This window comes from Streptomyces sioyaensis, assembly GCF_004122735.1.
Lineage (GTDB): Bacteria > Actinomycetota > Actinomycetes > Streptomycetales > Streptomycetaceae > Streptomyces > Streptomyces sioyaensis.
Genome location: NZ_SDIF01000020.1, coordinates 73,559 through 96,110, shown reverse-complemented (window position 1 = coordinate 96,110; position 22,552 = coordinate 73,559). Strand labels below are relative to the sequence as shown.

The following is a 22,552-nucleotide window of genomic DNA, read 5'->3' as shown; positions in this document are numbered from 1 at the left end:
AGGGGGAGGGGGAGGGGGCCCCGGTCAGGAAAGGATCGGACGACCGTGGAGGGCCCGGTCCGGCATGGGCCGTACGCTGGCCGGGTGACGAACTCGCACGCGGAGAACGCGCAGGACGGCCAGCACCGACCCGACGTTTCGGGCACCCCGGACGCCCAGGCCGACCCGCAGGCATCGGACGCCCGCGGCGGCGGTCAGGGCGCCCACCTCGGTTACGGCGGTGGCCCGGAAGATCAGCTCGCGGACCTCGAGGCGGTGGGTACGGAACCCGGTGAGCCGGCTGGTCCGCCCGCTGGTCAAACCGGAACGGGCGCCGAGACGCCCGCCGGCTCGGCCGGGGCGGGAGCGGCGCCAGGTCCGGGCGCGAGTCAGGGCGATCCAAGAGCTGAGCAGGGCGGCGCGCAGGATCAGCAGGCGGCGCAGGACGAGGCGACCAAGAGGCTGGCGAAGGCAGTGCTGGCTGCTGAGCAGGCGCTGATCGAGTTCGAGATCGCGGTGGAGACCTTCCGGGTGGAGGTCGAGAACTTCTCCCGCCTGCACCACCAGCGGCTCGGCCCCATGTACGCGCGGCTGGATGAGCTGGACGCGCAGATCGCCGAGGCGGTGGCAGCGCGTACGGGCTCCCCCGAGGACATCCGTAAGGCACGGGAGGCCCGGGCCTCGGTGCTGCCGATGCCGGAGGTGGAAGAGCTGTTCCACGGCTGGATGGGGTCGGACGGGCTGTTTCCGGAGGCGCAGGCGATGCTCACCGAACAGTCGGTGCAGCCGCCGCAGAAGGTGCGGCCCAGCGAGGAGGCTCGCAAGGTCTACCGCGACCTGGTGCGACAGGCCCACCCCGACCTGGCACGGGACGACGCGGAGCGGGCGCGGCGGGATGCGTTCATCGTGCGGGTCAATGCCGCGTACGCGCGGGGCGACGAGGCGGTGCTGCGTGAGCTGGCGCGGGAGTGGGAGGCCGGTCCCGCGCCGGCTGAGGAGCGGCTCAGCGAGAGCGAGGAGCTCTACGCCCGGCTGGAGTGGTTGGCCGAGCGCAAGGAACTGCTGGCTGCCGCGGCCACCGAGCTGGAGGAGAGCGCGATCGGCGCGATGATCAAGATGGCGCCGGAGGACCCGGACGCGCTGCTGGAGGAGATCGCCGAGAAGCTGCTCGCCGATGTCGCAGAACGCGAGACCTACCTCGCGCAGCTGGTCGGGTAGCGTCGGGACCATGCAATTTGGTTCTGTGCCCACGGTCGATGTCGACGCACTCACGTCGGAGGACTTCCTTCTGGATGTGCGCGAGGACGACGAGTGGGAGGCGGGGCACGCCGAGGGTGCGCTGCACATCCCGATGAGCGAATTCGTTGCCCGATACGGCGAGCTGACCGAGGCGGCTCCTGCGGACGGCAAGGTGCATGTGCTGTGCCGGGTCGGCGGGCGTTCGGCGCAGGTCGCCCAGTATCTGATCCAGCAGGGCGTCGATGCGGTGAACGTTGCGGGCGGCATGCAGGCCTGGGAAGCCGCTGGTCGACCCGTCTCGGACGGCAAGGGCGGCTCGGGGACGATCGTCTAGCCGGAGCCGGAGCCGGAGCCGGAGCCGGAGCCGGAGCCGGAGCCGGAGCCGGAGCCGGAGCCGGAGCCGGAGCCGGGACGAGGAGCGGCTGTCGTCCAGGGCCCTGCGTCCCGGCGCCGGTCTGCCTGGACCCGGGGGTGGTTTCACGTGAAACCCAGCACCGAGGTACCCGATGCCCCGATGCGTGTGCGGTGGCTCTCGTTAGCCCAGTGGATGAGCCGCGAGCAGGTCGCCGAGGGTCTCCTCGTGGGCGGCGGCGGGGCCAAGGGAGAGCTCGAGCTGTTTGGCCCAGGCGTGGTAGCGGTGCAGTGGATAGTCGGTGTCGGCGCCGAAGCCGCCGTGCAGATGCTGGGCGGTCTGAACGACCCGGCGGACGCCCTCGGAGGCCCAGATTTTGGCGACCGCAACGTCCCCGGCGGGTGGTAGCGGGCCGGCCGCGTCGGTCGTGATGCGCCAGGCCGCCTGCCAGAGGGTGGCTTCCATGGCGCGCAGGTCGATGAAGCGGTCGGCGGCCTGGACGGCAACGGCCTGGAAGGTGGCCACCGGGAACCCGAACTGTTCGCGCTTGCTGGTGTAGTCACTGGTCATGGCAAGGACGCGCTCGCCGAGCCCCAGGGCGAGTGCACAGGTGCCGGTGGTCAGGACATTGCGAAGCGACGCCCAAGCGGTGGCATCGCTGATCGTTTCCTGGGCGCTGATGCGTACGGAGTCCAGGCGGACCTCGGCGTGACGCTCACCGCTGGTGGATATCTGGTCGTCGAGCGTGACGCCGGGGTGGGCGCGGGGCACGAGTGCGAGGACCGCATGGCCATCGGGAGTGTGGGCAGGAAGCAGGATCCGGTCCGCCATCTGGGCCCAGGGGACGGCGATTTGGATGCCGTCGAGTATCCAGTCGGCGCCCTCCGGGCGGGCTTGCACGGCGAGTTCGGCCGGTTCGTGTCCGCTGCGGCCGCCGGCGGCCACAGTCACGACGAGGTTCCCGGTGGCGATCCGGGGGAGGACCTCCGCCCGTAGCCCGTCGGCCCCGTAATGCTGGATGGTGAGTGCGGCGGCGCTGCACTCCAGCAGTGGGACGCGCGCCAGAACCTTGGCCGATTCGCGGAGGACGAGGCAGAGCGCGATTGCGTCCAGGCCTGCGCCGCCGTGCTCGGGTGCGATCGGCAGGCTCAGCAGGTCGGCGTCGGCGAGCTTGCGCCACAGTGCTCTGTCGAAGTCGTCGGCGACCGCACCGGGAGCGAGCGCGGGGCTGGGAACGCTGTCCGGGGCGACCCCGGAGAAGACAGCCTTCGCGGCTTCGGCGGCGGCCTGCTGCTCCTCGGTGAGGGTGAAGTCCACTGGTTTGTCCTCCCACGCGGCGCCTCGAACTGACGAAGCGTCAAGGTAGAACAGGTTGCAGGAATTGGGAATGGCGAATGCGGCGGCAGGGCATGGGAGTTGAGCCTCGGGCCGGGAGCCCTACCACCGCGCGAGGCGTACTTTTTTGATACGCAGCTCAGTGCGGGACGGGGTGCGTCGCGGGCTGTGATGTGGGCAGCTTGAGCGGACCGTCATACCGGCCTCGTTGAAGAGACGGCAACGGGTAGTCCAGCGCCGAGCCGTTGTGGGCGAGGCCTGGAACGCTCGGCCGCCTTTCTCAAGGTGCCTCGGCCGAGAGCTGCCTCACCCGCCACGGTCGCTCCAGCCAGAACGTCTAGCGGTCGAAGTCCAGCTCGACCTTCTCCGTGACCGGGTGGGATTGGCAGGCCAGGACGTACCCTGCATCGACCTCGTCGGATTCCAGGGCGAAGTTGCGGTCCATACGGACCTCGCCGGTGACCAGGAAGGCGCGGCAGGTGCCGCAGACGCCGCCCTTGCAGGCGTAGGGGGCGTCTGCACGGTTGCGCAGGACCGCTTCTAGCAGCGATTCGTTGTCGTGGACCGGCCAGGTGCCGGAGCGGCCGTCGAGGGTGGCGGTCACGGCGCTGTGTGCGGGGGTGGCGACGGCGGGGGGTGCTGCGGCGCCGTTGTCGATATGGAAGATCTCTTCGTGGATGCGCGTGCGGGGCACTCCCAGGGCCCGAAGGGCGTGTTCGGCTCCCTGGACCAGGCCATGGGGGCCGCAGAGGTACCAGCCGTCGACGGAGTCGATCGTCAGCAGGGCGGGCAGGAGGGAGCGAAGCCGGGGCTCGTCCAGGCGGCCGGAGGGCAGGCCGGCTTGTTGCTCCTCGCGGGAGAGGGTGTGGATGAGCTGAAAACGCTGGGGATAGCGGTCTTTGAGGTCGGCCACCTCCTCCAGAAACATCGTCGACGCCGCCGTGCGGTCGCTGCGGATGAGGCAGAAGTGGGCGTCCGGTTGTTGGGCGAGCAGCGTGGCGGCGATCGACAGCACGGGAGTGATGCCGCTGCCGCCGACGATGCCGACGAAGTGGCCGGGGCGCGGGTCGAGGGTGAACCGGCCGGCCGGGGCCATCACCTCCACCGTGTCGCCGACCGCGAGTTCCTTGAGCGCGTATGCCGAGAAGGCGCCGTCCTCGACGAGTCGGATGCCCACGCGGAGCACCGGGTCGTCGGTGGCCGGGGTGCAGATGGAGTACGTGCGGCGGATCTCCTGGCCGTCGACCACTCTGCGCAGTGCGATGTGCTGCCCGGGGGTGTGCCGGAAGGTGGTGCGCAACTCGGGCGGGACCGCGAAGGTGACGGCCACCGCATCGTCCGTGAGCCGCTCGATCTCCCGGACCTGGAGCGGGTGGAACATCACAACTCCTTGAAGTGGTCGAAGGGTTCGCGACAGGACTCACAGCGGCGCAGTGCCTTGCACGCAGTGGAGGAGAACCGGCTCAGCAGGGTGGTGTCGGTCGATCCGCAGTGCGGGCAGCGGAGGGTGAGGTCGACGGCGACCGGTCCGCCGGCCGGTCCGGTGGGGCGTGGGGGTGCGATGCCGAATTCGGCGAGCTTGCGGCGGCCCTCGGCGGTGATCGCGTCCGTGGTCCACGGAGGGCTGAGGACCGTGCGGACCTCGACCTCGGGGATGCCGTGGTCGTGCAGCACCCGCTCTATGTCGGCCGACATCGCCTCGATGGCGGGGCAGCCGGTGTACGTGGGGGTGAGCAGCACCTCGACCCGGCCCGGCGCCGTCAGCTGCACACCGCGCAGGACGCCCAGTTCGGCGAGGGTGAGCACGGGCAGCTCGGGGTCGGGAACGGAGCCGGCCAGTGCCAGCAGTTCCGCTTCGAGGGCCGTGGTGGTCACCATGTCGCCCCCGGGTGGCTGCGGTGGAGGTGCTGCATCTCGGCGAGCATCCGTCCGAACGGTTCGGTGTGCAGGCCCTGGCGGCCCGCGCCGGCCGTCCAGGCGCCGTGCCGGGGGCCTTCCGGGACCGTGAGGGTCGCTTGCTCCAGGGTGCTGGTGATGCGTGCGGCCCAGCTGTCGTGCAGGGCCGCCCAGGGCACCGTCTCCAGGCCCTCCACCGGCTCGAACAGTTCGCCGGTGTAGCGCCAGAGGGCGTCCACCGCGCGTTGCATCCGGGTACGGCTCTCGTCGGTGCCGTCGCCCAGGCGCAGTGTCCACTGGTGGGCGTGGTCGCGGTGGTAGGCGACCTCCTTGACGGCCTTTCCGGCCAGTGGCGCCAACTCGCTGTCCGTGGCGGCGAGATGGTTGAAGAGCAGCTCCTGGTAGGTGGAGAAGTAGAGCTGGCGGGCGATGGTGTGGGCGAAGTCGCCGTTGGGCTGCTCGACGAGCTGGAGGTTGCGGAACTGCCGCTCCTCGCGCAGATAGGCCAGCTCGTCCTCGTCGCCGGCCAGGGAGAGCAGTATGCGGGCCTGGCCGAGCAGATCCAGCGCGATATTGGCCAGCGCGACCTCCTCCTCCAGGACCGGGGCGTGGCCGGCCCACTCGCCCAGGCGGTGGGAGAGGATCAGGGCGTCGTCCCCGAGGGGCAGGGCCGGGGTGGCGGTGATGTTCACAGGTGATGCACCCCGTCCGGGATCTCGTAGAAGGTCGGGTGGCGGTAGGGCTTGTCGCCGGCCGGCTCGAAGAAGGCGTCCTTCTCGTCGGGCGAGGAGGCGGTGATCTGCGCGGAGGGCACCACCCAGAGGGAGACGCCTTCCGAGCGGCGGGTGTACAGGTCCCGGGCGTTGCGCAGCGCCATCTCGGCGTCCGGCGCATGCAGGCTTCCGGCGTGGGTGTGCGAGAGGCCGCGGCGGCTGCGTACGAAGACTTCCCACAGGGGCCAGTCGCCGGGCCGGGGGGCGGTGTCCGCGGCGGCCGTGGGGGTCTCGGCGGGGCGTGGTGTGGTCATCGGCTGGCCTTCCCGTGCTTGGCCGCGTGTGCGGCGGCTGCCTCGCGCACCCAGGCGCCTTCCTCGTGCGCCTGCCGCCGGCGGCTGATCCGCTGTTCGTTGCAGGGGCCGTTGCCCTTGAGGACCTCGCGGAATTCGGCCCAGTCGATCGCGCCGAATTCCCAGTGGCCGCGCTCGTCGTTCCACGTCAGGTCAGGGTCGGGGAGGGTGAGCCCGAGGGCCTCTGCCTGGGGGACACAGATGTCCACGAAGCGTTGGCGCAGCTCGTCGTTGGAGTGCCGTTTGATCTTCCAGGCCATGGACTGCGCGGAGTGCGCCGACTCGTCGTCGGGCGGACCGAACATCATCAGCGACGGCCACCACCAGCGGTTCACCGCGTCCTGCGCCATGGCGTGCTGGGCGTCGGTGCCGCGGCTGAGGGTCAGCAGGAGTTCGTAGCCCTGGCGCTGGTGGAAGGACTCCTCCTTGCAGACGCGGACCATCGCGCGGGCGTAGGGGCCGTACGAGCAGCGGCACAGGGGGACCTGGTTGGTGATCGCCGCGCCGTCCACGAGCCAGCCGATGGCTCCGACGTCGGCCCAGGTCAGGGTCGGGTAGTTGAAGATCGAGGAGTACTTCTGGCGGCCGGAGTGCAGCTTGTCGAGCAGCTCGTCGCGGCTGGTGCCCAGGGTCTCCGCTGCGCTGTAGAGATACAGGCCGTGGCCGGCCTCGTCCTGCACCTTGGCCATCAGGATCGCCTTGCGGCGCAGGGACGGCGCGCGGGTGATCCAGTTGGCCTCGGGCTGCATGCCGATGATCTCGGAGTGGGCGTGCTGCGCTATCTGCCGCACGAGAGTCGAGCGGTAGGCGTCCGGCATCCAGTCCCGCGGCTCGATGCGCTCGTCCGCGGCCACGGTGGCGTCGAATACGGCCTCGCGAGCCGTCTCTTCCGGCGCGATCGTCGTCATGTGGTGCCCCCTCGCTGCTCCCGACCGACCGATCGTTCGGTTCAATGGTGAGTGGGCGGCTCTCGGGTGTCAAGCCTGTGGATAACGCGGGTGAGGGTGTGCCCGGCGTGGCCGCGTAGGTACCGTTCCGGAGCGGAGTTGGCCGCATGGATTCTGGGAACGGGGCGGGAATGCAGTCATACGGGGACGAATCGCGGCCATTGGCTGCGCTCTCGCTGCCCTCGCGGATCGTCATCGGTGTGGCGGCGTGTGCCCTGGCGGTCGTTGTCGCGATTCATCTCGCCATGATGTTTTTGCACGTCGCGCCGTCGAACACGCTCAGCCGACAGCAGGGCGCGCTGATCAGCGACTATGTGTATCCCGAGTACGAACAGAACTGGAAGCTGTTCGCGCCCAATCCCCTCCAGCAGAACATCGCGGTCCAGGTCCGCGGGCAGCTGCGCACCGAGGACGGCGCCGTGCGGACCACCGGCTGGACCGATCTGACCGCCCGCGACGGCCGCGCCATTCTCCACAACCCGCTGCCCAGCCACACCCAGCAGAACCAGCTGCGCCGCGCCTGGGAACTCTTCAGCAGCAGCCACAACGCGCAGAACCGCCCGGTCGGCCCCCGTGGTGAGCTGTCCGAGCGCTACATCCGGCGGCTGGTGCTGCTGCGGATGGAAGGTGAGTGGACCAGGGGCGGCGGCCGTGTCGAGCAGATCCAGGTCCGCTCGCAGACGACCGCGGTCACCCCGCCGCCGTGGAGCTCCGAGAAGATCAGCGACAAGCCCGTGTACCGCGTGCTGCCCTGGTGGCAGGTCACCGCAGACGACCTGCCCGAGGGGGCGAACCACCAGTGACGTCACCGACGCCCCAGCAGCCTCAGCAGACGCCGGACGACCGGCAGCCCCCGCACCCCACGGAGCCGACCGACGTGCCTCAGCAAGCACAGGCACCACAGACGTCCCAGGAAGCCTCCCCCTACGAGGAGACCCGCATCGAGCGCGCCATCGGCCGCGGCTTCGGGCGCGTCACCGCACGGGCACTGGCCCCGTACCAGACCGCCGTGATCCGGATCGGCTTCTCGGCGACCTGGCTGCTGTTCCTGCTGCGCGAGTGGCCGCACCGCGCGGTGCTCTACGGGCCCGACAGCCCCTGGAACCTGGACATGGCGCGCCGGCTCCTGGCCGGCAACCACGCCTTCTCGGTGCTGCCGTGGTCCGACAGCCGCGGCTGGTTCGAGTGTGTCTACCTCCTGGCCGTCGTGTCCGCCGCGCTGCTGATGCTCGGCTGGCGGACCCGCACCATGTCGGTGCTCTTCATGGTGGGCGTGCTCTCGCTGCAGAACCGCAGCATCTTCATAGGGGACGGCGGCGACAACGTCATCCACCTGATGTCGATGTATCTCGTGCTGACCCGGTGCGGGCAGGTCTGGTCGCTGGATGCACGTCGCGCCAAGAGGGCCGCGGCCGGTGCACCGGCCTCCGGCACGGACGCAGCCGCCGGCGCCCCTGCCCGTGACCTGCCCGGAGTCGTCCTGTGGGCCGTACTCGGCCTCGCTCTGGCCGTCGCCCAGCTGAACGGCGGCTACGGCCTCACCTGGTTCGGGAACGGCCCGTTCCCGCACATCGGCTGGAGCCTGGTGTTGTGGGGGCTGTGGCTGACCCATGGCCTGTGGTGGGCGGTGCAGCGGTACGCGCCCGGCGAGCCGCGGATCGTGCTGGACACCCTCGCCAAGCTCGCCCACAACGGCGCACTGCTGGTGATCATGGTCGAGGTGTGCCTGATCTACGCCACCGCCGGCTGGTACAAGATCCAGGGAAACCGCTGGCAGGACGGCACCGCGGTCTACTACCCGATGCACCTGGACTACTTCTCCCCCTGGCCGGGGCTGTCCGAGCTGCTCGGCAGCAACGGCGTGATGATCATGCTGATCACCTACGGCACGGTGATGGTGCAGGTCGCGTTCCCGTTCACGGTCTTCAACCGCCGGCTGAAGAATGTGCTGCTGGTCGTGATGATCTGCGAGCACCTCTCGATCGCGGTCCTGCTCGGACTCCCGTTCTTCTCGCTCGCGATGATCACGGCGGACGCGGTCTTCCTGCCGACGAATTTCCTTACCTGGCTCTCCGCGCGCGTCTCCGGCCTGCGGGAACGGCTGTTCCCACGCGGCCGGAAGCTCGGGCCGGCCCCCGGAACCGGGGACGGTGAGCCGCCGGCCCGTACGGAGCACGGCGGCGGTGGCCATACGCTCGTGGGGTGAGCAGCGAGAAAACCGCCCCCGCCGAGCCCCTCCAGTACGACGAGGGGTACGGGACCCAGATCGGCGTCGGACCGCACCCGGAGCCCTGGCCGCAGGACGACCGGCTCGACCCCGAGCTGCTCGCGCACGGCGACCGCCGCAACGTCGTCGACGAGTACCGCTACTGGACGCGGGAGGCGATCGTCGCCGATCTCGACACCCGCCGCCATGACTTCCATGTGGCCGTCGAGAACTGGGGCCACGACTTCAACATCGGCTCGGTGGTACGGACCGCGAACGCGTTCCTGGCCAAGGAGATCCATATCGTCGGGCAGCGCCGCTGGAACCGCCGCGGCGCGATGGTGACCGACCGCTACCAGCACGTCCGCCACCACCCGGACACCGCGGATCTCACCGCCTGGGCGGCGGCCGAGGAGCTGCCGATCATCGGAATCGACAATCTCCCCGGCTCCGTGCCGCTGGAGACGACCGAGCTGCCGCGGCGTTGTGTGCTGCTGTTCGGCCAGGAGGGACCGGGACTGACCGAGGAGGCGCGCCGGCACGCCTCGCTGGTCTGCTCGATCGCGCAGTTCGGCTCGACCCGCTCGATCAACGCGGGAGCCGCGGCCGCCATCGCGATGCATGCCTGGATCGGCCGCCATGCGCGGATCGAGGGGCCACCGGCCCGCTGACCGAGCGGTGAGAGGCCCGGGAGAACGCTCCGGGCCCCCGTCCGGCCCCGGGTGCCGTCATGCCTGTCGCCGCACCTCCACCGTCCGGAAGCGGTTTGCCACGAAGGCGCCGTCGCACAGCACCGCATTGGCCGCCGGGTTGCCGCCCGAGCCGTGGAAGTCCGAGAACGCCGCGGTCTGGTTCACGTACACCCCGCCGGTCAGATTCAGCGACAGCTGGGCGCACTCCTCCAGACAGGCCTCCTCCACCAGCTGCTCGACCTCGGCGGAGGTGGTGTACGCGCCGACCGTCATGGCGCCCTTGTCGCGGACCGTGCGCCGCAGCAGATCCACCGCGTCGGCCGCGGAATCGACGGCCACCGCGAAGGACACCGGGCCGAAGCACTCCGACAGATAGGCCGCCTCGGCATCCGGCTTGGCCCCGTCCAGCTTGACGATCACCGGGGTGCGGACCGTGGCCCCGGGGAATTCGGGGTTGGCCACCTCGCGGGAGGCCAGCGCCACCTCCCCGATCCCGGCCGCCGCATCGATCCGCTCCTTGACCTGCGGATTGACGAGGGCGCCCAGCAGGGCGTTGGCCCGCGCATCATCACCCAGCAGCCCGCTCACCGCGGCCGCGAGATCGTTGACGACCTCGTCGTACGACTTCGGCCCGGCGTCCGTGGTGATGCCCTCGCGCGGGATCAGCAGATTCTGCGGGGTGGTGCACATCTGGCCGCTGTAGAGCGACAGCGAGAAGGCGAGGTTGCCGAGCATGCCCTTGTAGTCGTCGGTGGAGTCGATGACGACGGTGTTGACGCCGGCCTTCTCCGTGAAGACCTGCGCCTGCCGGGCATGCGTCTCCAGCCACTCGCCGAAGGCGGTCGAACCGGTGTAGTCGATGATGCGGACCTCGGGGCGGACGGCCAGGGTCTTGGCCAGGCCCTCCCCCGGCTTGTCCACGGCCAGGCACACCAGATCGGCGGGGAAGCCGGCGTCTTCGAGCACCTCGCGGGCCACCTTGACGGTCAGCGCCAGCGGCAGCACGGCCCGCGGATGCGGCTTGACCAGCACCGGGTTGCCGGTCGCCAGGGAGGCGAACAGGCCCGGATAGCCGTTCCACGTCGGGAAGGTGTTGCAGCCGATCACCAGGGCGACGCCGCGCGGCACGGGCGTGAAGCTCTTGCTCAGCTCCAGCGGATCGCGCTTGCCCTGCGGCTTGGACCACGGAGCCTGCTGCGGGGTGCGGACCTGCTCGGCGTATGCGTACGCCACCGCCTCCAGGCCGCGGTCCTGGGCATGCGGCCCGCCCGCCTGGAACGCCATCATGAAGGCCTGCCCGCTGGTGTGCATCACGGCCTGGGCGAACTCATGGGTGCGCGCGCTGATCCGGGCCAGGATCTCCAGGCACACCGCCGCGCGCGCCTCGGGTCCGGCGTCCCGCCAGACGGGGAGCGCGGCGCGCATGGCCGGCAGCAGGACCTCCGCATCCGGATGCGGATAGGTGATGCCCAACTCCGGCCCGTACGGGGAGACCTCCCCGCCCGTCCAGTCGTCGGTGCCGGGCTGGTCGAGCTCGAACCGCTTGCCGCGCAGTGCCTCGAAGGCGGCCAGCCCGTCAGGTGCGGCGGTCTCGCCGTACGCCTTCGGGTGCTCGGGGTGCGGGGACCAGTACGCGCGGGTGCTGATCGCCTCCAGCGTCCGGTCGAGGGTCGGGCGGTGCTTCTCGATCAACTGCGCTGCGGTCATTTCGGCGGCCATCGAAGACCAACTCCTCGTCGAGCCGGGCGGAGAGTGGACAGGGGCTGGGTGCGCACAGGGCAACGGAGTTAGAGTAACCGAACGATCGGTCGGGGCAAGAGGGCCCGGCCCGCCTGTGGAAAAGTCGGTCGGGGAGGATCAGCTGGCATGACGGCAATCGGGACCAGCAACACCGTGGCAGTGGTGGGTACCGGCACCATGGGACAGGGCATTGCGCAGGTGGCGCTGGTCGCCGGCCATCGCGTACGGCTCTATGACACGGCCCCCGGGCGCGCCGGGCAGGCCGCCGGGGAGATCGTGCGGCGGCTGGACCGGCTCGTCGAGAAGGGCCGGATCTCTGCGGCCGGCCGGGACGCCGCCGCCGGCCGGCTCTCCCCCGCCGCGGAGCTCGCGGAGCTGGCCGACGCGGCGCTGGTCATCGAGGCGATCCTGGAGCAACTCCCTGCCAAACAGGAGCTGTTCACCGCCCTGGAGGACATCGTGGCGACGGACTGCCTGCTGGCCACCAACACCTCCTCGCTGTCCGTGACGGCCGTCGCGGGACGGCTGCGCCACCCCGGACGCTGTGTGGGCCTGCACTTCTTCAACCCCGCGCCGCTGCTGCCCCTGGTCGAGGTGATCAGCGGCTTCGCCACCGACGAGGCGGCCGCCGCCACCGCGTACGACACCGCCGCGGCCTGGGGAAAGAAGCCGGTGCGCTGCGCCGATACCCCCGGGTTCCTCGTCAACCGCATCGCCCGCCCCTTCTACGCCGAGGCCCTGCGCGCCTACGAGGAGCGGACCGCCGACCCCGCCACCATCGACGCGGTGCTGCGCGACGGCACCGGCTTCAAGATGGGGCCCTTCGAGCTGACCGACCTCATCGGGCAGGACGTGAACGAGGCGGTCACCCACTCCGTGTGGAGCGCCTTCTTCCAGGACCCGAAGTTCACGCCCTCCCTGGCGCAGCGCCGACTGGTGGAGTCCGGACTGCACGGCCGCAAGTCGGGGCGTGGTTGGTTCGACTACTCCGAGGGTGCCCGCCGGCCCGCACCGCAGACCGCCGGTCCCTGCCCGGCGCCAGCGTCCGTCGCCCTGCATGCGGCGCTGCCCGGCCCGGCGGCGGTGCTGCCGGAACTGATCGAGGAAGCGGGCGTCAAGATCACCCAGGACGGCGCGCCGTCCGGGCCGGAGGGCGTGATCCGGCTGCCCGGCGGCGCCTGTCTGGCGCTCACCAACGGCCGTCCCGCGACGAACCGGGCCGACGGCAGGTACATCCGCTTCGATCTGTCGCTCGACTACCGGGCCGCGACCCGGATCGCGCTGGCCGCCTCGGCGGAGGCCTCCGAGGCGGACCTCGCGGAGGCCGTGGGGCTCTTCCAGGCGCTCGGCAAACAGGTCAGCGTGATCGACGACGTGCCCGGCATGATCGCTGCCCGGACGATCGCAATGATCATCGACTTCGCCGTGGACGCGGCGGCCCGGGGAGTGGCGACCCCCGAGGACATCGACACGGCCATGCGGCTGGGCGTGAACTATCCCGGCGGCCCCCTGGAGTGGGCCGAGCGGCTCGGCGCCCGGTGGGTGTGGGAGCTGCTGGACGCGATGTATCACCACAACGCCGGCGGACGCTACGTACCGTCCTGGGCGCTGAGGCGCCGTGCGGACCTCGAGGAGTAGGTGCTCTAATCATGACCATGGCCAAGCGCGACACCTATACGCCCGATTCGCTGCTCGCGGTCGCCGTCGAGGTGTTCATCGAGCGCGGCTACGACGGCACCTCCATGGAGCACCTCTCCAAGGCGGCCGGCATCTCGAAGTCCTCCATCTACCACCATGTGCGCAGCAAGGAAGAGCTGCTGCGCCGCGCCATAAGCCGCGCCCTGGACGGGCTCTTCGGCGTGCTGGAGGAGTCGGGCGCGCTCCAGGGCCGGGCGATCGAGCGGCTGGAGCACGTCACCCGGCGGGTGGCCGAGGTGCTGATGGACGAACTCCCCTATGTGACGCTGCTGTTGCGGGTGCGGGGAAATACGGACACCGAGCGGTGGGCCATGGAACGCCGCCGGGAGTTCGACCACGAGGTCTCCGATCTGCTCAAGCGGGCCGCCGCCGACGGCGACCTGCGGGACGACGTGGACATCCGGCTGGCCACCAGGCTGCTCTTCGGCATGATCAACTCGATTGTGGAGTGGTACCGGCCGGGGCGCGGCGGCGCGGCGAGCCGTGACGAGGTCGCCGATGCCGTGGTGCGTACGGCTTTCGCGGGGCTGCGCAAGCCCTGAGGCGCCCGCCGGGTGTCCCTCGGGCGGCCGGGCAGGTCCCCGGCGGGGTCAGTCTTCCTCGGGCCCGAGGTCGGTCTCCTCGAAGACCAGCAGCGTGCGGGTGCTGAGCACCTCCGGTATCGACTGGATCCGGGTGAGAACAAGCTCCCGCAGTTCGCGGTTGTCCTTGGTGTGGACCAGCAGCAGTACATCGAAATCGCCGCTGACCAGCGCGATGTGGGTGGCTCCGGGCAGCGCTGTGAGCTGCTTGCGCACGGTGCGCCAGGAGTTCTGCACGATCTTCAGCGTGATGTACGCGGAGGCGCCCTGACCTGCGCGTTCCTGGTCGACCAGGGCGCTGAAACCGCGGATCACGCCGTCCTCCAGCAGCCGGTTGATCCGTGCGTAGGCGTTGGCGCGCGAGACGTGCACCCGCTCGGCCACGGAGCGTATCGACGCGCGTCCGTCGGTCTGCAGCATGCGCAGGATCGAGCGGTCGATGGTGTCCAGCGGGCGCGCGGGCGGGACGGGCGCGGCGCCGTCCGTCGGCGGCTGCCCGCCGGACGGTGTCTGCCCACCGGAATTGGCCATCTGTTCGTCCGGCATGTGCTCCCGCCTCCCCTTTGTGGACGCCCTGCCTTCATCTCAAGCTGTGGAGAACCGTTTGTCCACAGGCTGAACCCACCCGTAGCCAAAATGCATCAGCGACCGAACAATCGGTAGGGCAGGGCGAACCCGCCCTGACCGAATTCATCCTGCCCACCCGCCGTGCGCCCACCACCCCCATAAGGCGCATCGCGCCACCCCTTCGATCCGAGGAGGTGCTCGACATGACGGTCCTTGAGCAGCCCGGCAGCAGCAGGAACACGAGCAGCCTGGCCGGCCCGCCGCCCTCCTGGCGGCCGCGCACCGACCCCGCGCCTCTCCTGCCCGACGCGGAGCCGTACCGCCTCCTGGGGACGGGCGCCGCCGCCCGGCTCGACTCCGGACTGCTGACCCGGCTGTACGCCCAGCTGGTGCGCGGCCGCCGGTACAACGCGCAGGCCACGGCCCTGACCCGGCAGGGTCGCCTGGCGGTCTATCCGTCCTCCACCGGGCAAGAGGCCTGCGAGGTCGCCGCGGCGCTGGCCCTCGAAGAGCGGGACTGGCTCTTCCCGAGCTACCGCGACACCCTCGCCGCAGTGGTCCGCGGCCTCGACCCCGTCCAGGCGCTGACCCTGCTGCGCGGCGACTGGCACAGCGGCTACGACCCGCACGAACACCGCATCGCCCCCCTGTGCACCCCGCTCGCCACCCAGCTCCCGCATGCCGTGGGCCTGGCGCACGCCGCCCGGCTCAAGGGCGACGAGGTGGTGGCGCTGGCGATGGTCGGCGACGGCGGCACGAGCGAGGGCGACTTCCACGAGGCGCTGAATTTCGCGGCCCTCTGGCAGGCGCCGGTGGTCTTCCTCGTCCAGAACAACGGCTTCGCGATCTCCGTGCCGCTCGCCAAGCAGACCGCCGCACCGTCCCTCGCCCACAAGGCGGTCGGCTACGGCATGCCGGGCCGCCTGGTCGACGGCAATGACGCACCCGCGATGCACGAGGTGCTCACCGAGGCCGTGCAGCGGGCCCGCCGGGGCGGGGGCCCCACCCTGGTTGAGGCCGTCACCTACCGCATCGAGGCGCACACCAACGCCGACGACGCCACCCGCTACCGCAGCGAGGCCGAGGTCGAAACCTGGCGGGCACACGACCCGATAGCCCTCCTGGAGCGTGAGCTCGCAGCCCGCGAGCTGCTGACCGACGCATTCGTCGCCGACACCCGGGAGAGCGCCGAGCAACTGGCGGCCGACCTCCGGGAGCGGATGAACGCCGACCCGGAGCTGGACCCGATGGACCTGTTCACCCACGTATTCGCCGAGCAGACCAGCCAACTGCGTGCCCAGGCGGCCCAGTTGCGCGCCGAGCTGGACGCCGAGGACGCCGGACACACCGAGGACGCGGCGGGCGCCGGCGGCGGTGCCGAGGAGGCCAGGCCATGACGACCACCGTTCCGGCGACCACGCGCAAGCCCGCCACCATGGCGCAGGCGCTGACCCGCGCCATGCGCGACGCGATGGCCGACGATCCGTCCGTGCACGTCATGGGCGAGGACGTCGGCACCCTGGGCGGCGTCTTCCGGGTCACCGACGGCCTCGCCAAGGAATTCGGCGAGGACCGCTGCACGGACACCGCGCTCGCCGAGGCCGGCATCCTGGGCACCGCCGTCGGCATGGCGATGTACGGGCTGCGGCCGGTCGTCGAGATGCAGTTCGACGCGTTCGCCTACCCGGCGTTCGAGCAGCTGATCAGCCATGTCGCCCGGATGCGCAACCGCACCCGCGGCGCCCTGACGATGCCGCTGACCATCCGCGTCCCCTACGGCGGCGGGATCGGCGGGGTCGAGCACCACAGCGACTCCTCCGAGGCGTACTACCTCGCCACTCCGGGCCTCCAGGTCGTCACCCCGGCGACCGTTGAGGACGCCTACGGGCTGCTGCGGGCCGCCATCGCCTCCGACGACCCGGTCGTCTTCCTGGAGCCCAAGCGGCTGTATTGGTCGAAGGCCGACTGGTCGCCCGATGCACCCACCGAGGTCGCCCCGCTGGGGCGCGCCGCGGTCCGGCGCCGCGGCAGCAGCGCCACCCTGATCACGTACGGCCCGTCGCTCCCGGTCTGCATGGAGGCCGCCGAGGCCGCCCGGGCCGAGGGCTGGGATCTGGAAGTGGTCGATCTGCGCTCGCTGATGCCGTTCGACGACGACACCGTCTGCGCCTCGGTGCGGCGCACCGGGCGGGCCGTGGTCGTCCATGAGTCCAACGGGTTCGGCGGTCCCGGAGGGGAGATCGCCGCACGGATCACCGAGCGCTGTTTCCACCACCTGGAGGCGCCGGTGCTGCGCGTCGCCGGGTTCGACATCCCCTATCCGCCCCCCATGCTGGAGCGGCACCATCTGCCGGGCGTGGACCGGATCCTGGACACCGTCGCCCGCCTCCAGTGGGAGTCGGACTGGACCGCCGGAGGTGGTGAGTGATGGCCGTGGTGCGCGAATTCACCCTGCCCGACCTGGGGGAGGGCCTCACCGAGGCGACGATCGTCCACTGGCTGGTCGAGGTCGGCGAGGTGGTGGCCATCGACCAGCCGGTGGTGGAGGTCGAGACCGCCAAGGCGATGGTGGAGGTGCCCTGCCCCTACGGAGGCGTGGTGACCGCCCGCTTCGGCGAGGAGGGGTCCGAAGTCCCGGTGGGCGAACCGCTGGTGACGGTCGCGGTGGGGGCGGTGCCGGACGACCTGGCGGGAGCCGCACCCACTGCGGAGCCGGGCTCCGGGACGGGTACACAGGGTGGTGCGCCCGAGGCGGGCGCTGCGGCCGCGCCGCCCGCTTCCGCGACGGCCCCCGGTTCGTCCGCGGAGGGCACGGCGGACTCCGGGTCCGGAAATGTGCTCGTCGGGTACGGCACCGGTGCGGCGGCGGCGCGGCGGCGCCGGATCCGCCCCGGGGGAGCGAGCCCCTTGGGCGGAGCGCAGCGGGCGCCCGGAGGGGCGGCGAACGGACCGGCCGGGGCCGCACCAGCCGATCATGCACCGGGTGGCTCGGGCGGGGTGCACGCCGAGGCGGCCCACGTGGCGCCGGCCGGGGCAGCCGGTACCACCGGGGCGAACGGGATCGTCGGAGCCGGGGCGGAGGAGGCCGGCAGCCGTACGGTGCCCGTCATCTCCCCGCTGGTGCGCCGGATGGCGCGGGAAAACGGTCTGGATCTGCGTGAGGTGACGGGCTCCGGACGCGATGGGCTGATTCTGCGTACGGATGTGGAGTGCGCCATCCGGGAGCGGCAGGAGCGGGAGCTGCCGGGGGCTGCGCCCCTCCCCGGGCGGGCCGTGACGCCTGCCGCACCCCTCACCGGGGCCGGTGCCCTGCCGGACGAGGAGCGGATCCCGCTGAAGGGGATGGTCGGTGCGGCCGCGGAGAAGTTCAGCCGCAGCCGCCGGGAGATCCCCGAGGCGACCTGCTGGGTGGACGCCGATGCCACCGAACTCCTCGCCGCCCGCAGGGCGATGAATGTGCCGGGCGCCCCCAAGGTGTCGCTGTTCGCCCTGCTGGCCCGGATCTGCACGGCCGCCCTTGCGCGCTTCCCCCAGCTCAACGCCACCGTGGACACCAAGGCCCAGGAGATCGTGCGGCTGCCCGCCGTCCATCTGGGCTTCGCGGCGCAGACCGAGCGCGGCCTGGTGGTGCCGGTCGTACGGGACGCACATGCCCGTACGGTCGAGGAGCTGTCCGTGGAGATCGCCCGGCTCACCGAGACCGCCCGGGCCGGCGGGCTCTCCCTGGCCGAGCTGACGCACGGCACCTTCACCCTCAACAACTACGGCGTCTTCGGCGTCGACGGCTCCACGCCGATCATCAACCACCCGGAGGCGGCGATGCTCGGCGTCGGCCGGATAGCCGCCAAACCCTGGGTGCACGAAGGCGAGTTGGCCGTCCGGCAGGTCGTGCAGCTCTCGCTCACCTTCGATCACCGGGTGTGCGACGGCGGCACGGCAGGCGGCTTCCTGCGGTTCGTGGCCGACTGCGTGGAACAGCCCGCACTGCTGCTACGGACGCTGTGACCGGCGCGCGGCCGGTGGCGACGGCGGGCCGGCCGGCAACGGCGGGAGCGCCGGGCCGGCAACGGCGGGGCCGCCGCCAACCGCTAGCCGACCGCCAACGCCGAGAGCCGGCCGCCGCTGTGGCACAGCCGACACCCGCCGCGGCTCCGGCAGCGGTGTGATCCCCGTATACCCCTGGCCATACTCAAGGGGTGAACGACCACACCGACTACGACGCCATCGTGCTGGCCGGAGGTGCGGCCCGGCGGCTCGGCGGGGCGGACAAGCCCGCGCTGTCCGTCGGCGGCCGGCCCCTGCTGGATCGGGTGCTCGCCGCCTGCCCCGATGCGGCGAGCACCGTCGTCGTCGGCCCCGGCCGCCCGACCGCCCGGCCCGTCGTCCGTGCCCTGGAGGACCCGCCCGGCGGTGGCCCGCTCGCCGCGCTGGAAGCCGGCCTGCAGCACACCACCGCCCCCGTGGTGCTGGTCCTCTCCGCCGACCTCCCGTTCCTGACCGCAGCGACCGTGCACGACCTCCTGGCGGCGGCGGCAGGCGGCCCCGGATCGGGCGGGGGTGCCGCGCCGCGCGACGGGGCGATGCTCCGGGACGCCTCGGGGCGGGACCAGCCGCTGGTGGCGGCCTATCGGTCCGGGCCGCTGCGCCGGGAGCTGGCGCGGTTGCGGGCCGGGCACGGCACCCTGGCCGGTCTGCCGCTGCGTGCGCTGTGGGCCGAGTTGGTGCTCGAACGGGTTCCGGACGACCGGTCCACGGCCTCCTTCGACTGCGACACCTGGGAAGACATCGACGCGGCACGCGCCCGTATCAGGGAGCATGGCACCGTGCTGGACGAATGGATCACCGCAGTCAAGGCCGAACTGGGCATCGAGCTCGATGTCGACACGGCAGCGCTTCTCGACCTCGCGCGGGACGCGGCGCACGGAGTCGCCCGCCCGGCCGCCCCGCTGACGACCTTTCTGGTCGGTTATGCGGCGGGCCAACAGGGCCGGGACGTGCAGGAACTGACCGACCGGGCCGCCGCTCTGGCGAACCGCTGGGCGGCGGAGGCCGAGGGGACCGAAGGCGCGGCCCGGTCCGGCGGTGCCACCGGTGACGAAGCGAAGCCCGCGGAATGAACGACGGACAGTCGGGCGGCACGAGGGGCGAGCCGGCGGGCGCCACCCCGGACGAGGGGTGCTCCCTCGGTGGCGACCCCTTCGACGATGCGCTCGCGCTGGTCAACGGCCCGGGGCAGCCGCGCGTACGCCCCGGCGCCGAGGCCGCGACCGTCCGTACGCCGTACGCCGCCCGCGGGTCCGCGGCCGGCGAAGGCGGTGACGCCCCCTACACGGCCGGCGTCCCCTACACGGCCGGCGACCCCGGCACGCCCGCGACCCGGCCCCGGGCCGCCGGCGACCCCTACACGCCCGACGACCCGTTCGCGCCCGGCGACCCCTTCGCGTCCGACGGCCCCGGTGTCCACGGAAACCGCTCCGGCCCCACCGGCCCGGCCGGCGCCGAGGATGCTCCGTCTCCCCCGGCCCCCGGCCCCCGCTCCACCCCGGCCGCCGTCCCCTGGCACCTCGCCAGGGACATCGCCCGGAGAGCCGTGACCGAGCCGCCCGCGCCCCGGACCTCGGCGCTCGGCGCCGCGCTCGGCCGTACGCTCGCCGCCCCGCTCACCGCGCTGACCGACCTGCCGTCCTTCGACACCTCGGCGATGGACGGCTGGGCGGTCGCCGGCCCCGGCCCCTGGCGCCTCGACCACCCCGCCGACACCCCCGAAGCCGGTCCCCCGCCCGGCATCCTCGCTGGTCACGCCGCCACCGACGTGCTCCTCGACGGTCATGCGATCGCGATCGCCACCGGCGCACGCATCCCGTCCGGGGCCACCGCCGTCCTGCGCAGCGAACACGGCGAGGTCCGTGCGCCGAGCGGCGGCGGGCGGCGGCTGTACGCACCGCAGCCGGTGCCGCCCGGCCAGGACATCCGTCCGCGCGGCCAGGAGTGCCGCCGCGGCGACCAACTGCTGCCGGCCGGCGCCCTGGTGACCCCCGCCGTCCTCGGCCTGGCCGCGGCGGCCGGCTATGACGAGCTGACCGCCCATCCCCGCCCGCGCGCCGAAGTCTTCGTCCTGGGCGACGAGTTGCTGGACGACGGACTGCCCCAGGAGGGCCTGATCCGTGACGCGCTCGGTCCGATGCTCGCCCCCTGGCTGCATGCGCTGGGCGTCGAGACGCCCGCGGCGCGCCATCTGGCCGATGACGCCGACACCTTGTACGCCGCGCTCGCCGAGTCCACCGCCGACGTGGTGATCACCACCGGCGGCACCGCGTCGGGCCCCGTCGACCATGTGCACCCCACCCTGCGCCGGCTGGGCGCGGAGGTGCTGGTGGACGGTGTGGCGGTGCGCCCCGGCCATCCCATGCTGCTCGCCCGACTGGCCCCGGGCAGGCACCTCGTCGGCCTGCCGGGCAACCCCCTCGCGGCGGTGTCCGGGCTGTGCACGCTCGCCGAGCCCCTCCTGTGCGCGCTCGCCGCCCGCCGCCCCGCCCCGCCGTACCGCGTGCCGCTGGTCGCTCCCGTCCACGGGCATCCGCACGACACCCGGCTCGTTCCGGTGGCCTACCGCGACGACGAGCGGTACGGCCTGACGGCGGCGCCGCTGCACTTCCGTGGCCCGGCCATGCTCCGCGGGATCGCCGCCGCCGATGCGCTGGCGGTCGTTCCGCCCGGCGGCGCGAAGCGCGGGAACGGTGTCGAACTCCTGGAACTTCCCTGGTCGGCGGGCTGGTCGGCGGGCTGGGCACCGGACGCGCCGACGGACTGGAACGCCTCGGGGGAGCGGTAGGCCCGCCGCCACCGCGGGCCGCGCGGACGCGCCCGCGTCGTCCGATCCGGCGGGGTCAGTCGCTCGGCACCGCCTGCCGGATGGTGATCACGCGGTCGGTGAGCTCCAGCGTCGCGGCCTGCGGGTCGGTGTAATGCAGTACCCGGTGCCCCCGTACCACCGCCACGACCAGGTCTTCGAGCTCGCGGGGGGAGCGGCCCGCCTCGCTCCGGGTCACCGGCCGTTCGTCGAGGTCGAGCCCGCTCCCGTACGTCAGCAGGTCCTCCAGGATGGTGCCCACGTGCGGGCTGGCCATGGACATCCCCAGCAGCCGGCCGGCCGAGCTGGAACTGGTGATGACCAGGTCGGCGCCGCTCTGCTTCAGCAGCGGTACGTTCTCGTCCTCCCGGACCGCCACCACGATCGAGGCGTGTCGGGTGAGCTGGCGTGCCGTCAGGGTGACCAGCGCGGCGGTGTCGTCCCGCTGGGTCGCCACGACCACGCGCGCGGCGCGCTGCAACTCGGCCCTGGTCAGGGTGTCGGAGCGGGTCGCGTCGCCGTGCACCGCCACGAATCCGTCACTGCTGGCGGTGTCCACGGCGGTCTTCTGCGGATCTACCACGACGATCTGCTCTCGGGGGACGCCCTGTCCGATCAAGGTCTCGATGGTGCGGCGGCCCTTGGTCCCGTATCCGATGACGACGACGTGATCTCGCATGCGGGACCTCCAGCGGTGGATGCGTACCTGGTGCCGGGTGCGCGCGGTGAGGACTTCGAGCGTGGTGCCGACCAAAATGATCAGGAACAGTACCCGGAGCGGCGTGATGACCAGGATGTTGGTCAGGCGTGCGCCATCGCTGACCGGAGTGATGTCGCCGTAGCCGGTGGTCGAGAGGGTGACCGTCGCGTAGTAGGCCGCGCCGAGGAAGGTGACCTCGTCGTGGGCGTTGTCGCGGTACCCGTCGCGCTCGAACCAGACGATCAGGGTGGTGACGGCCAGCACCGCCAGCGCCATGAGCAGCCGGCGCAGCACCTGCTGGAGCGGCGGTGTCATCCCTTGCGCGGGCAGGACGATGGAGCGGCCGGCCTCCGTGTCGTCCTTGGCTTCGGCGCTCGACAGCGACCAGAGAGAGCGGAGGAGCGGGAATCTGGCGGTCCTGCGGCGCGGTTGCTGCTCGTCGCTCATCCGGCCGCCTCTCCCTGAACGGCTCGATCCGCGGCGGTCTGTGAGGGGGACATAGCCCCCATGCTCCGTGATGCGGAGGATCGTGCGCACACGGTGGTCACCGGACCGGCGGCGGACGACGGCGTCGCGCGGCCGGCGGTGCCCGGTGCGCCGAGCGCGCAACGGACCGGGCTCTGTGCAGGTGGGAAGGCCGGCCCGGTGGTGATCCGCGGGCCCCGCACCGTCGCCCTGTACGCGGACGACGAGTAGCCTCGCGC

Annotated in this window: 22 protein-coding genes and 2 pseudogenes; 13 read left to right on the top strand and 11 right to left on the bottom strand. The window is 71.9% G+C overall.

Annotated features, from left to right (window positions below; all coding sequences use genetic code 11):
* Nucleotides 1-84 precede the first annotated feature (84 nt).
* Together EST54_RS10210 and EST54_RS10205 are read left to right on the top strand one after the other, a co-directional pair.
* Nucleotides 85-1,197, top strand: a complete 1,113-nt coding sequence (locus EST54_RS10210; protein WP_167511519.1) for a J domain-containing protein — start codon at nucleotides 85-87, stop codon at nucleotides 1,195-1,197.
* Between the two features lie 10 nt (nucleotides 1,198-1,207).
* Nucleotides 1,208-1,552 carry a rhodanese-like domain-containing protein gene (locus EST54_RS10205; protein WP_239013191.1) on the top strand — a complete coding sequence of 115 codons (345 nt, stop codon included), beginning with the start codon at nucleotides 1,208-1,210 and terminating at the stop codon, nucleotides 1,550-1,552.
* A 201-nt stretch (nucleotides 1,553-1,753) separates the two neighbouring features.
* Here EST54_RS10205 and EST54_RS10200 read toward each other — a convergent pair whose 3' ends face one another.
* From EST54_RS10200 to paaA, 7 genes and pseudogenes are all read right to left on the bottom strand, one after another.
* A complete protein-coding gene (locus tag EST54_RS10200; RefSeq protein WP_129247244.1) occupies nucleotides 1,754-2,887 on the bottom strand; it encodes an acyl-CoA dehydrogenase family protein in 1,134 nt (377 codons plus the stop codon).
* Between the two features lie 126 nt (nucleotides 2,888-3,013).
* A pseudogene (locus EST54_RS10195) lies at nucleotides 3,014-3,169 on the bottom strand (IS481 family transposase); the annotation flags it as partial.
* A gap of 73 nt (nucleotides 3,170-3,242) precedes the next feature.
* Entirely contained in the window at nucleotides 3,243-4,286 is a 1,044-nt protein-coding gene (gene paaE / locus EST54_RS10190; RefSeq protein ID WP_129247242.1) for a 1,2-phenylacetyl-CoA epoxidase subunit PaaE, read from the bottom strand.
* Nucleotides 4,286-4,783 (bottom strand): 1,2-phenylacetyl-CoA epoxidase subunit PaaD, encoded by a 498-nt coding sequence (gene paaD, locus EST54_RS10185; RefSeq protein ID WP_129247240.1) that lies wholly within the window; start codon nucleotides 4,781-4,783, stop codon nucleotides 4,286-4,288. Before paaD ends, paaE begins: the two co-directional genes overlap by 1 nt.
* Entirely contained in the window at nucleotides 4,777-5,493 is a 717-nt protein-coding gene (gene paaC, locus EST54_RS10180) for a 1,2-phenylacetyl-CoA epoxidase subunit PaaC (RefSeq protein ID WP_129247238.1), read from the bottom strand. The genes paaD and paaC overlap by 7 nt, the downstream gene beginning before the upstream one ends.
* Nucleotides 5,490-5,828 (bottom strand): 1,2-phenylacetyl-CoA epoxidase subunit PaaB, encoded by a 339-nt coding sequence (gene paaB, locus EST54_RS10175; protein WP_006604471.1) that lies wholly within the window; start codon nucleotides 5,826-5,828, stop codon nucleotides 5,490-5,492. Before paaB ends, paaC begins: the two co-directional genes overlap by 4 nt.
* Nucleotides 5,825-6,775: a 1,2-phenylacetyl-CoA epoxidase subunit PaaA gene (paaA, locus tag EST54_RS10170; RefSeq protein WP_129247236.1), complete on the bottom strand. Its 951-nt coding sequence runs from the start codon at nucleotides 6,773-6,775 to the stop codon at nucleotides 5,825-5,827. Before paaA ends, paaB begins: the two co-directional genes overlap by 4 nt.
* 170 nt (nucleotides 6,776-6,945) lie before the next feature.
* On the opposite strand from paaA, the gene EST54_RS10165 reads away from it, so the two are divergent.
* Genes EST54_RS10165 through EST54_RS10155 form a run of 3 tightly spaced genes read left to right on the top strand, consistent with a single transcriptional unit; the run spans nucleotide 6,946 to nucleotide 9,691 of the window.
* Nucleotides 6,946-7,617, top strand: a complete 672-nt coding sequence (locus EST54_RS10165; protein ID WP_129247234.1) for a DUF5819 family protein — start codon at nucleotides 6,946-6,948, stop codon at nucleotides 7,615-7,617.
* Entirely contained in the window at nucleotides 7,614-9,020 is a 1,407-nt protein-coding gene (locus tag EST54_RS10160) for an HTTM domain-containing protein (protein WP_129247232.1), read from the top strand. The genes EST54_RS10165 and EST54_RS10160 overlap by 4 nt, the downstream gene beginning before the upstream one ends.
* The gene (locus EST54_RS10155; RefSeq protein ID WP_129247230.1) at nucleotides 9,017-9,691 is read left to right on the top strand and encodes a TrmH family RNA methyltransferase; all 675 of its coding nucleotides are present in this window, start codon (nucleotides 9,017-9,019) and stop codon (nucleotides 9,689-9,691) included. The genes EST54_RS10160 and EST54_RS10155 overlap by 4 nt, the downstream gene beginning before the upstream one ends.
* Nucleotides 9,692-9,748: 57 nt before the next feature.
* Here the strand turns inward: EST54_RS10155 and paaN are convergent, their stop codons facing one another.
* Nucleotides 9,749-11,431, bottom strand: a complete 1,683-nt coding sequence (paaN, locus tag EST54_RS10150; RefSeq protein WP_129247228.1) for a phenylacetic acid degradation protein PaaN — start codon at nucleotides 11,429-11,431, stop codon at nucleotides 9,749-9,751.
* A gap of 147 nt (nucleotides 11,432-11,578) precedes the next feature.
* Between paaN and EST54_RS10145 the strand changes: the two genes are divergently transcribed.
* Complete coding sequence (locus EST54_RS10145; protein WP_129247226.1) at nucleotides 11,579-13,090, top strand: 3-hydroxyacyl-CoA dehydrogenase; 1,512 nt, start codon at nucleotides 11,579-11,581, stop codon at nucleotides 13,088-13,090.
* 11 nt (nucleotides 13,091-13,101) lie between these two features.
* Entirely contained in the window at nucleotides 13,102-13,692 is a 591-nt protein-coding gene (locus EST54_RS10140; RefSeq protein WP_129247224.1) for a TetR/AcrR family transcriptional regulator, read from the top strand.
* A 48-nt stretch (nucleotides 13,693-13,740) separates the two neighbouring features.
* Here the strand turns inward: EST54_RS10140 and EST54_RS10135 are convergent, their stop codons facing one another.
* Entirely contained in the window at nucleotides 13,741-14,277 is a 537-nt protein-coding gene (locus EST54_RS10135) for an Lrp/AsnC family transcriptional regulator (protein WP_129247223.1), read from the bottom strand.
* A 224-nt stretch (nucleotides 14,278-14,501) separates the two neighbouring features.
* On the opposite strand from EST54_RS10135, the gene pdhA reads away from it, so the two are divergent.
* A complete protein-coding gene (pdhA, locus tag EST54_RS10130) occupies nucleotides 14,502-15,695 on the top strand; it encodes a pyruvate dehydrogenase (acetyl-transferring) E1 component subunit alpha (protein ID WP_129247221.1) in 1,194 nt (397 codons plus the stop codon).
* On the opposite strand, the pseudogene EST54_RS36145 reads toward pdhA, so the two are convergent.
* A pseudogene (locus tag EST54_RS36145) lies at nucleotides 15,667-15,735 on the bottom strand (hypothetical protein); the annotation flags it as partial. The gene pdhA and the pseudogene EST54_RS36145 sit on opposite strands and share 29 nt — an antisense overlap.
* On the opposite strand from EST54_RS36145, the gene EST54_RS10125 reads away from it, so the two are divergent.
* The 4 genes from EST54_RS10125 to EST54_RS10110 all read left to right on the top strand — a co-directional run bounded on the left by EST54_RS10125 (nucleotide 15,734) and on the right by EST54_RS10110 (nucleotide 21,130).
* The gene (locus EST54_RS10125; RefSeq protein WP_358916591.1) at nucleotides 15,734-16,726 is read left to right on the top strand and encodes an alpha-ketoacid dehydrogenase subunit beta; all 993 of its coding nucleotides are present in this window, start codon (nucleotides 15,734-15,736) and stop codon (nucleotides 16,724-16,726) included. The pseudogene EST54_RS36145 and the gene EST54_RS10125 overlap by 2 nt on opposite strands.
* A complete protein-coding gene (locus tag EST54_RS10120) occupies nucleotides 16,726-18,303 on the top strand; it encodes a dihydrolipoamide acetyltransferase family protein (protein ID WP_129247219.1) in 1,578 nt (525 codons plus the stop codon). Before EST54_RS10125 ends, EST54_RS10120 begins: the two co-directional genes overlap by 1 nt.
* A gap of 191 nt (nucleotides 18,304-18,494) precedes the next feature.
* Nucleotides 18,495-19,415, top strand: coding sequence for an NTP transferase domain-containing protein (locus tag EST54_RS10115; RefSeq protein WP_129247217.1), 921 nt, complete (start codon nucleotides 18,495-18,497; stop codon nucleotides 19,413-19,415).
* The gene (locus EST54_RS10110) at nucleotides 19,412-21,130 is read left to right on the top strand and encodes a molybdopterin molybdotransferase MoeA (RefSeq protein ID WP_129247215.1); all 1,719 of its coding nucleotides are present in this window, start codon (nucleotides 19,412-19,414) and stop codon (nucleotides 21,128-21,130) included. Before EST54_RS10115 ends, EST54_RS10110 begins: the two co-directional genes overlap by 4 nt.
* Nucleotides 21,131-21,185: 55 nt before the next feature.
* Here the strand turns inward: EST54_RS10110 and EST54_RS10105 are convergent, their stop codons facing one another.
* Nucleotides 21,186-22,295 (bottom strand): potassium channel family protein, encoded by a 1,110-nt coding sequence (locus tag EST54_RS10105; protein ID WP_129247213.1) that lies wholly within the window; start codon nucleotides 22,293-22,295, stop codon nucleotides 21,186-21,188.
* Between the two features lie 60 nt (nucleotides 22,296-22,355).
* On the opposite strand from EST54_RS10105, the gene EST54_RS10100 reads away from it, so the two are divergent.
* Entirely contained in the window at nucleotides 22,356-22,544 is a 189-nt protein-coding gene (locus tag EST54_RS10100) for a hypothetical protein (RefSeq protein ID WP_129247210.1), read from the top strand.
* Nucleotides 22,545-22,552 lie beyond the last annotated feature (8 nt).

Excerpts from the sequence above, each read along its gene's own strand:
- EST54_RS10205 (WP_239013191.1), top strand. The coding sequence starts at position 1,208 with ATGCAATTTGGTTCTGTGCCCACGGTCGATGTCGACGCACTCACGTCG.
- paaE (WP_129247242.1), bottom strand. The coding sequence starts at position 4,286 with ATGTTCCACCCGCTCCAGGTCCGGGAGATCGAGCGGCTCACGGACGAT.
- paaD (WP_129247240.1), bottom strand. The coding sequence starts at position 4,783 with ATGGTGACCACCACGGCCCTCGAAGCGGAACTGCTGGCACTGGCCGGC.
- paaB (WP_006604471.1), bottom strand. The coding sequence starts at position 5,828 with ATGACCACACCACGCCCCGCCGAGACCCCCACGGCCGCCGCGGACACC.
- paaA (WP_129247236.1), bottom strand. The coding sequence starts at position 6,775 with ATGACGACGATCGCGCCGGAAGAGACGGCTCGCGAGGCCGTATTCGAC.
- EST54_RS10165 (WP_129247234.1), top strand. The coding sequence starts at position 6,946 with ATGCAGTCATACGGGGACGAATCGCGGCCATTGGCTGCGCTCTCGCTG.
- paaN (WP_129247228.1), bottom strand. The coding sequence starts at position 11,431 with ATGGCCGCCGAAATGACCGCAGCGCAGTTGATCGAGAAGCACCGCCCG.
- EST54_RS10145 (WP_129247226.1), top strand. The coding sequence starts at position 11,579 with ATGACGGCAATCGGGACCAGCAACACCGTGGCAGTGGTGGGTACCGGC.
- EST54_RS10140 (WP_129247224.1), top strand. The coding sequence starts at position 13,102 with ATGACCATGGCCAAGCGCGACACCTATACGCCCGATTCGCTGCTCGCG.
- EST54_RS10135 (WP_129247223.1), bottom strand. The coding sequence starts at position 14,277 with ATGCCGGACGAACAGATGGCCAATTCCGGTGGGCAGACACCGTCCGGC.
- pdhA (WP_129247221.1), top strand. The coding sequence starts at position 14,502 with ATGACGGTCCTTGAGCAGCCCGGCAGCAGCAGGAACACGAGCAGCCTG.
- EST54_RS10125 (WP_358916591.1), top strand. The coding sequence starts at position 15,734 with ATGGCGCAGGCGCTGACCCGCGCCATGCGCGACGCGATGGCCGACGAT.
- EST54_RS10120 (WP_129247219.1), top strand. The coding sequence starts at position 16,726 with ATGGCCGTGGTGCGCGAATTCACCCTGCCCGACCTGGGGGAGGGCCTC.
- EST54_RS10110 (WP_129247215.1), top strand. The coding sequence starts at position 19,412 with ATGAACGACGGACAGTCGGGCGGCACGAGGGGCGAGCCGGCGGGCGCC.
- EST54_RS10105 (WP_129247213.1), bottom strand. The coding sequence starts at position 22,295 with ATGAGCGACGAGCAGCAACCGCGCCGCAGGACCGCCAGATTCCCGCTC.
- EST54_RS10100 (WP_129247210.1), top strand. The coding sequence starts at position 22,356 with ATGCTCCGTGATGCGGAGGATCGTGCGCACACGGTGGTCACCGGACCG.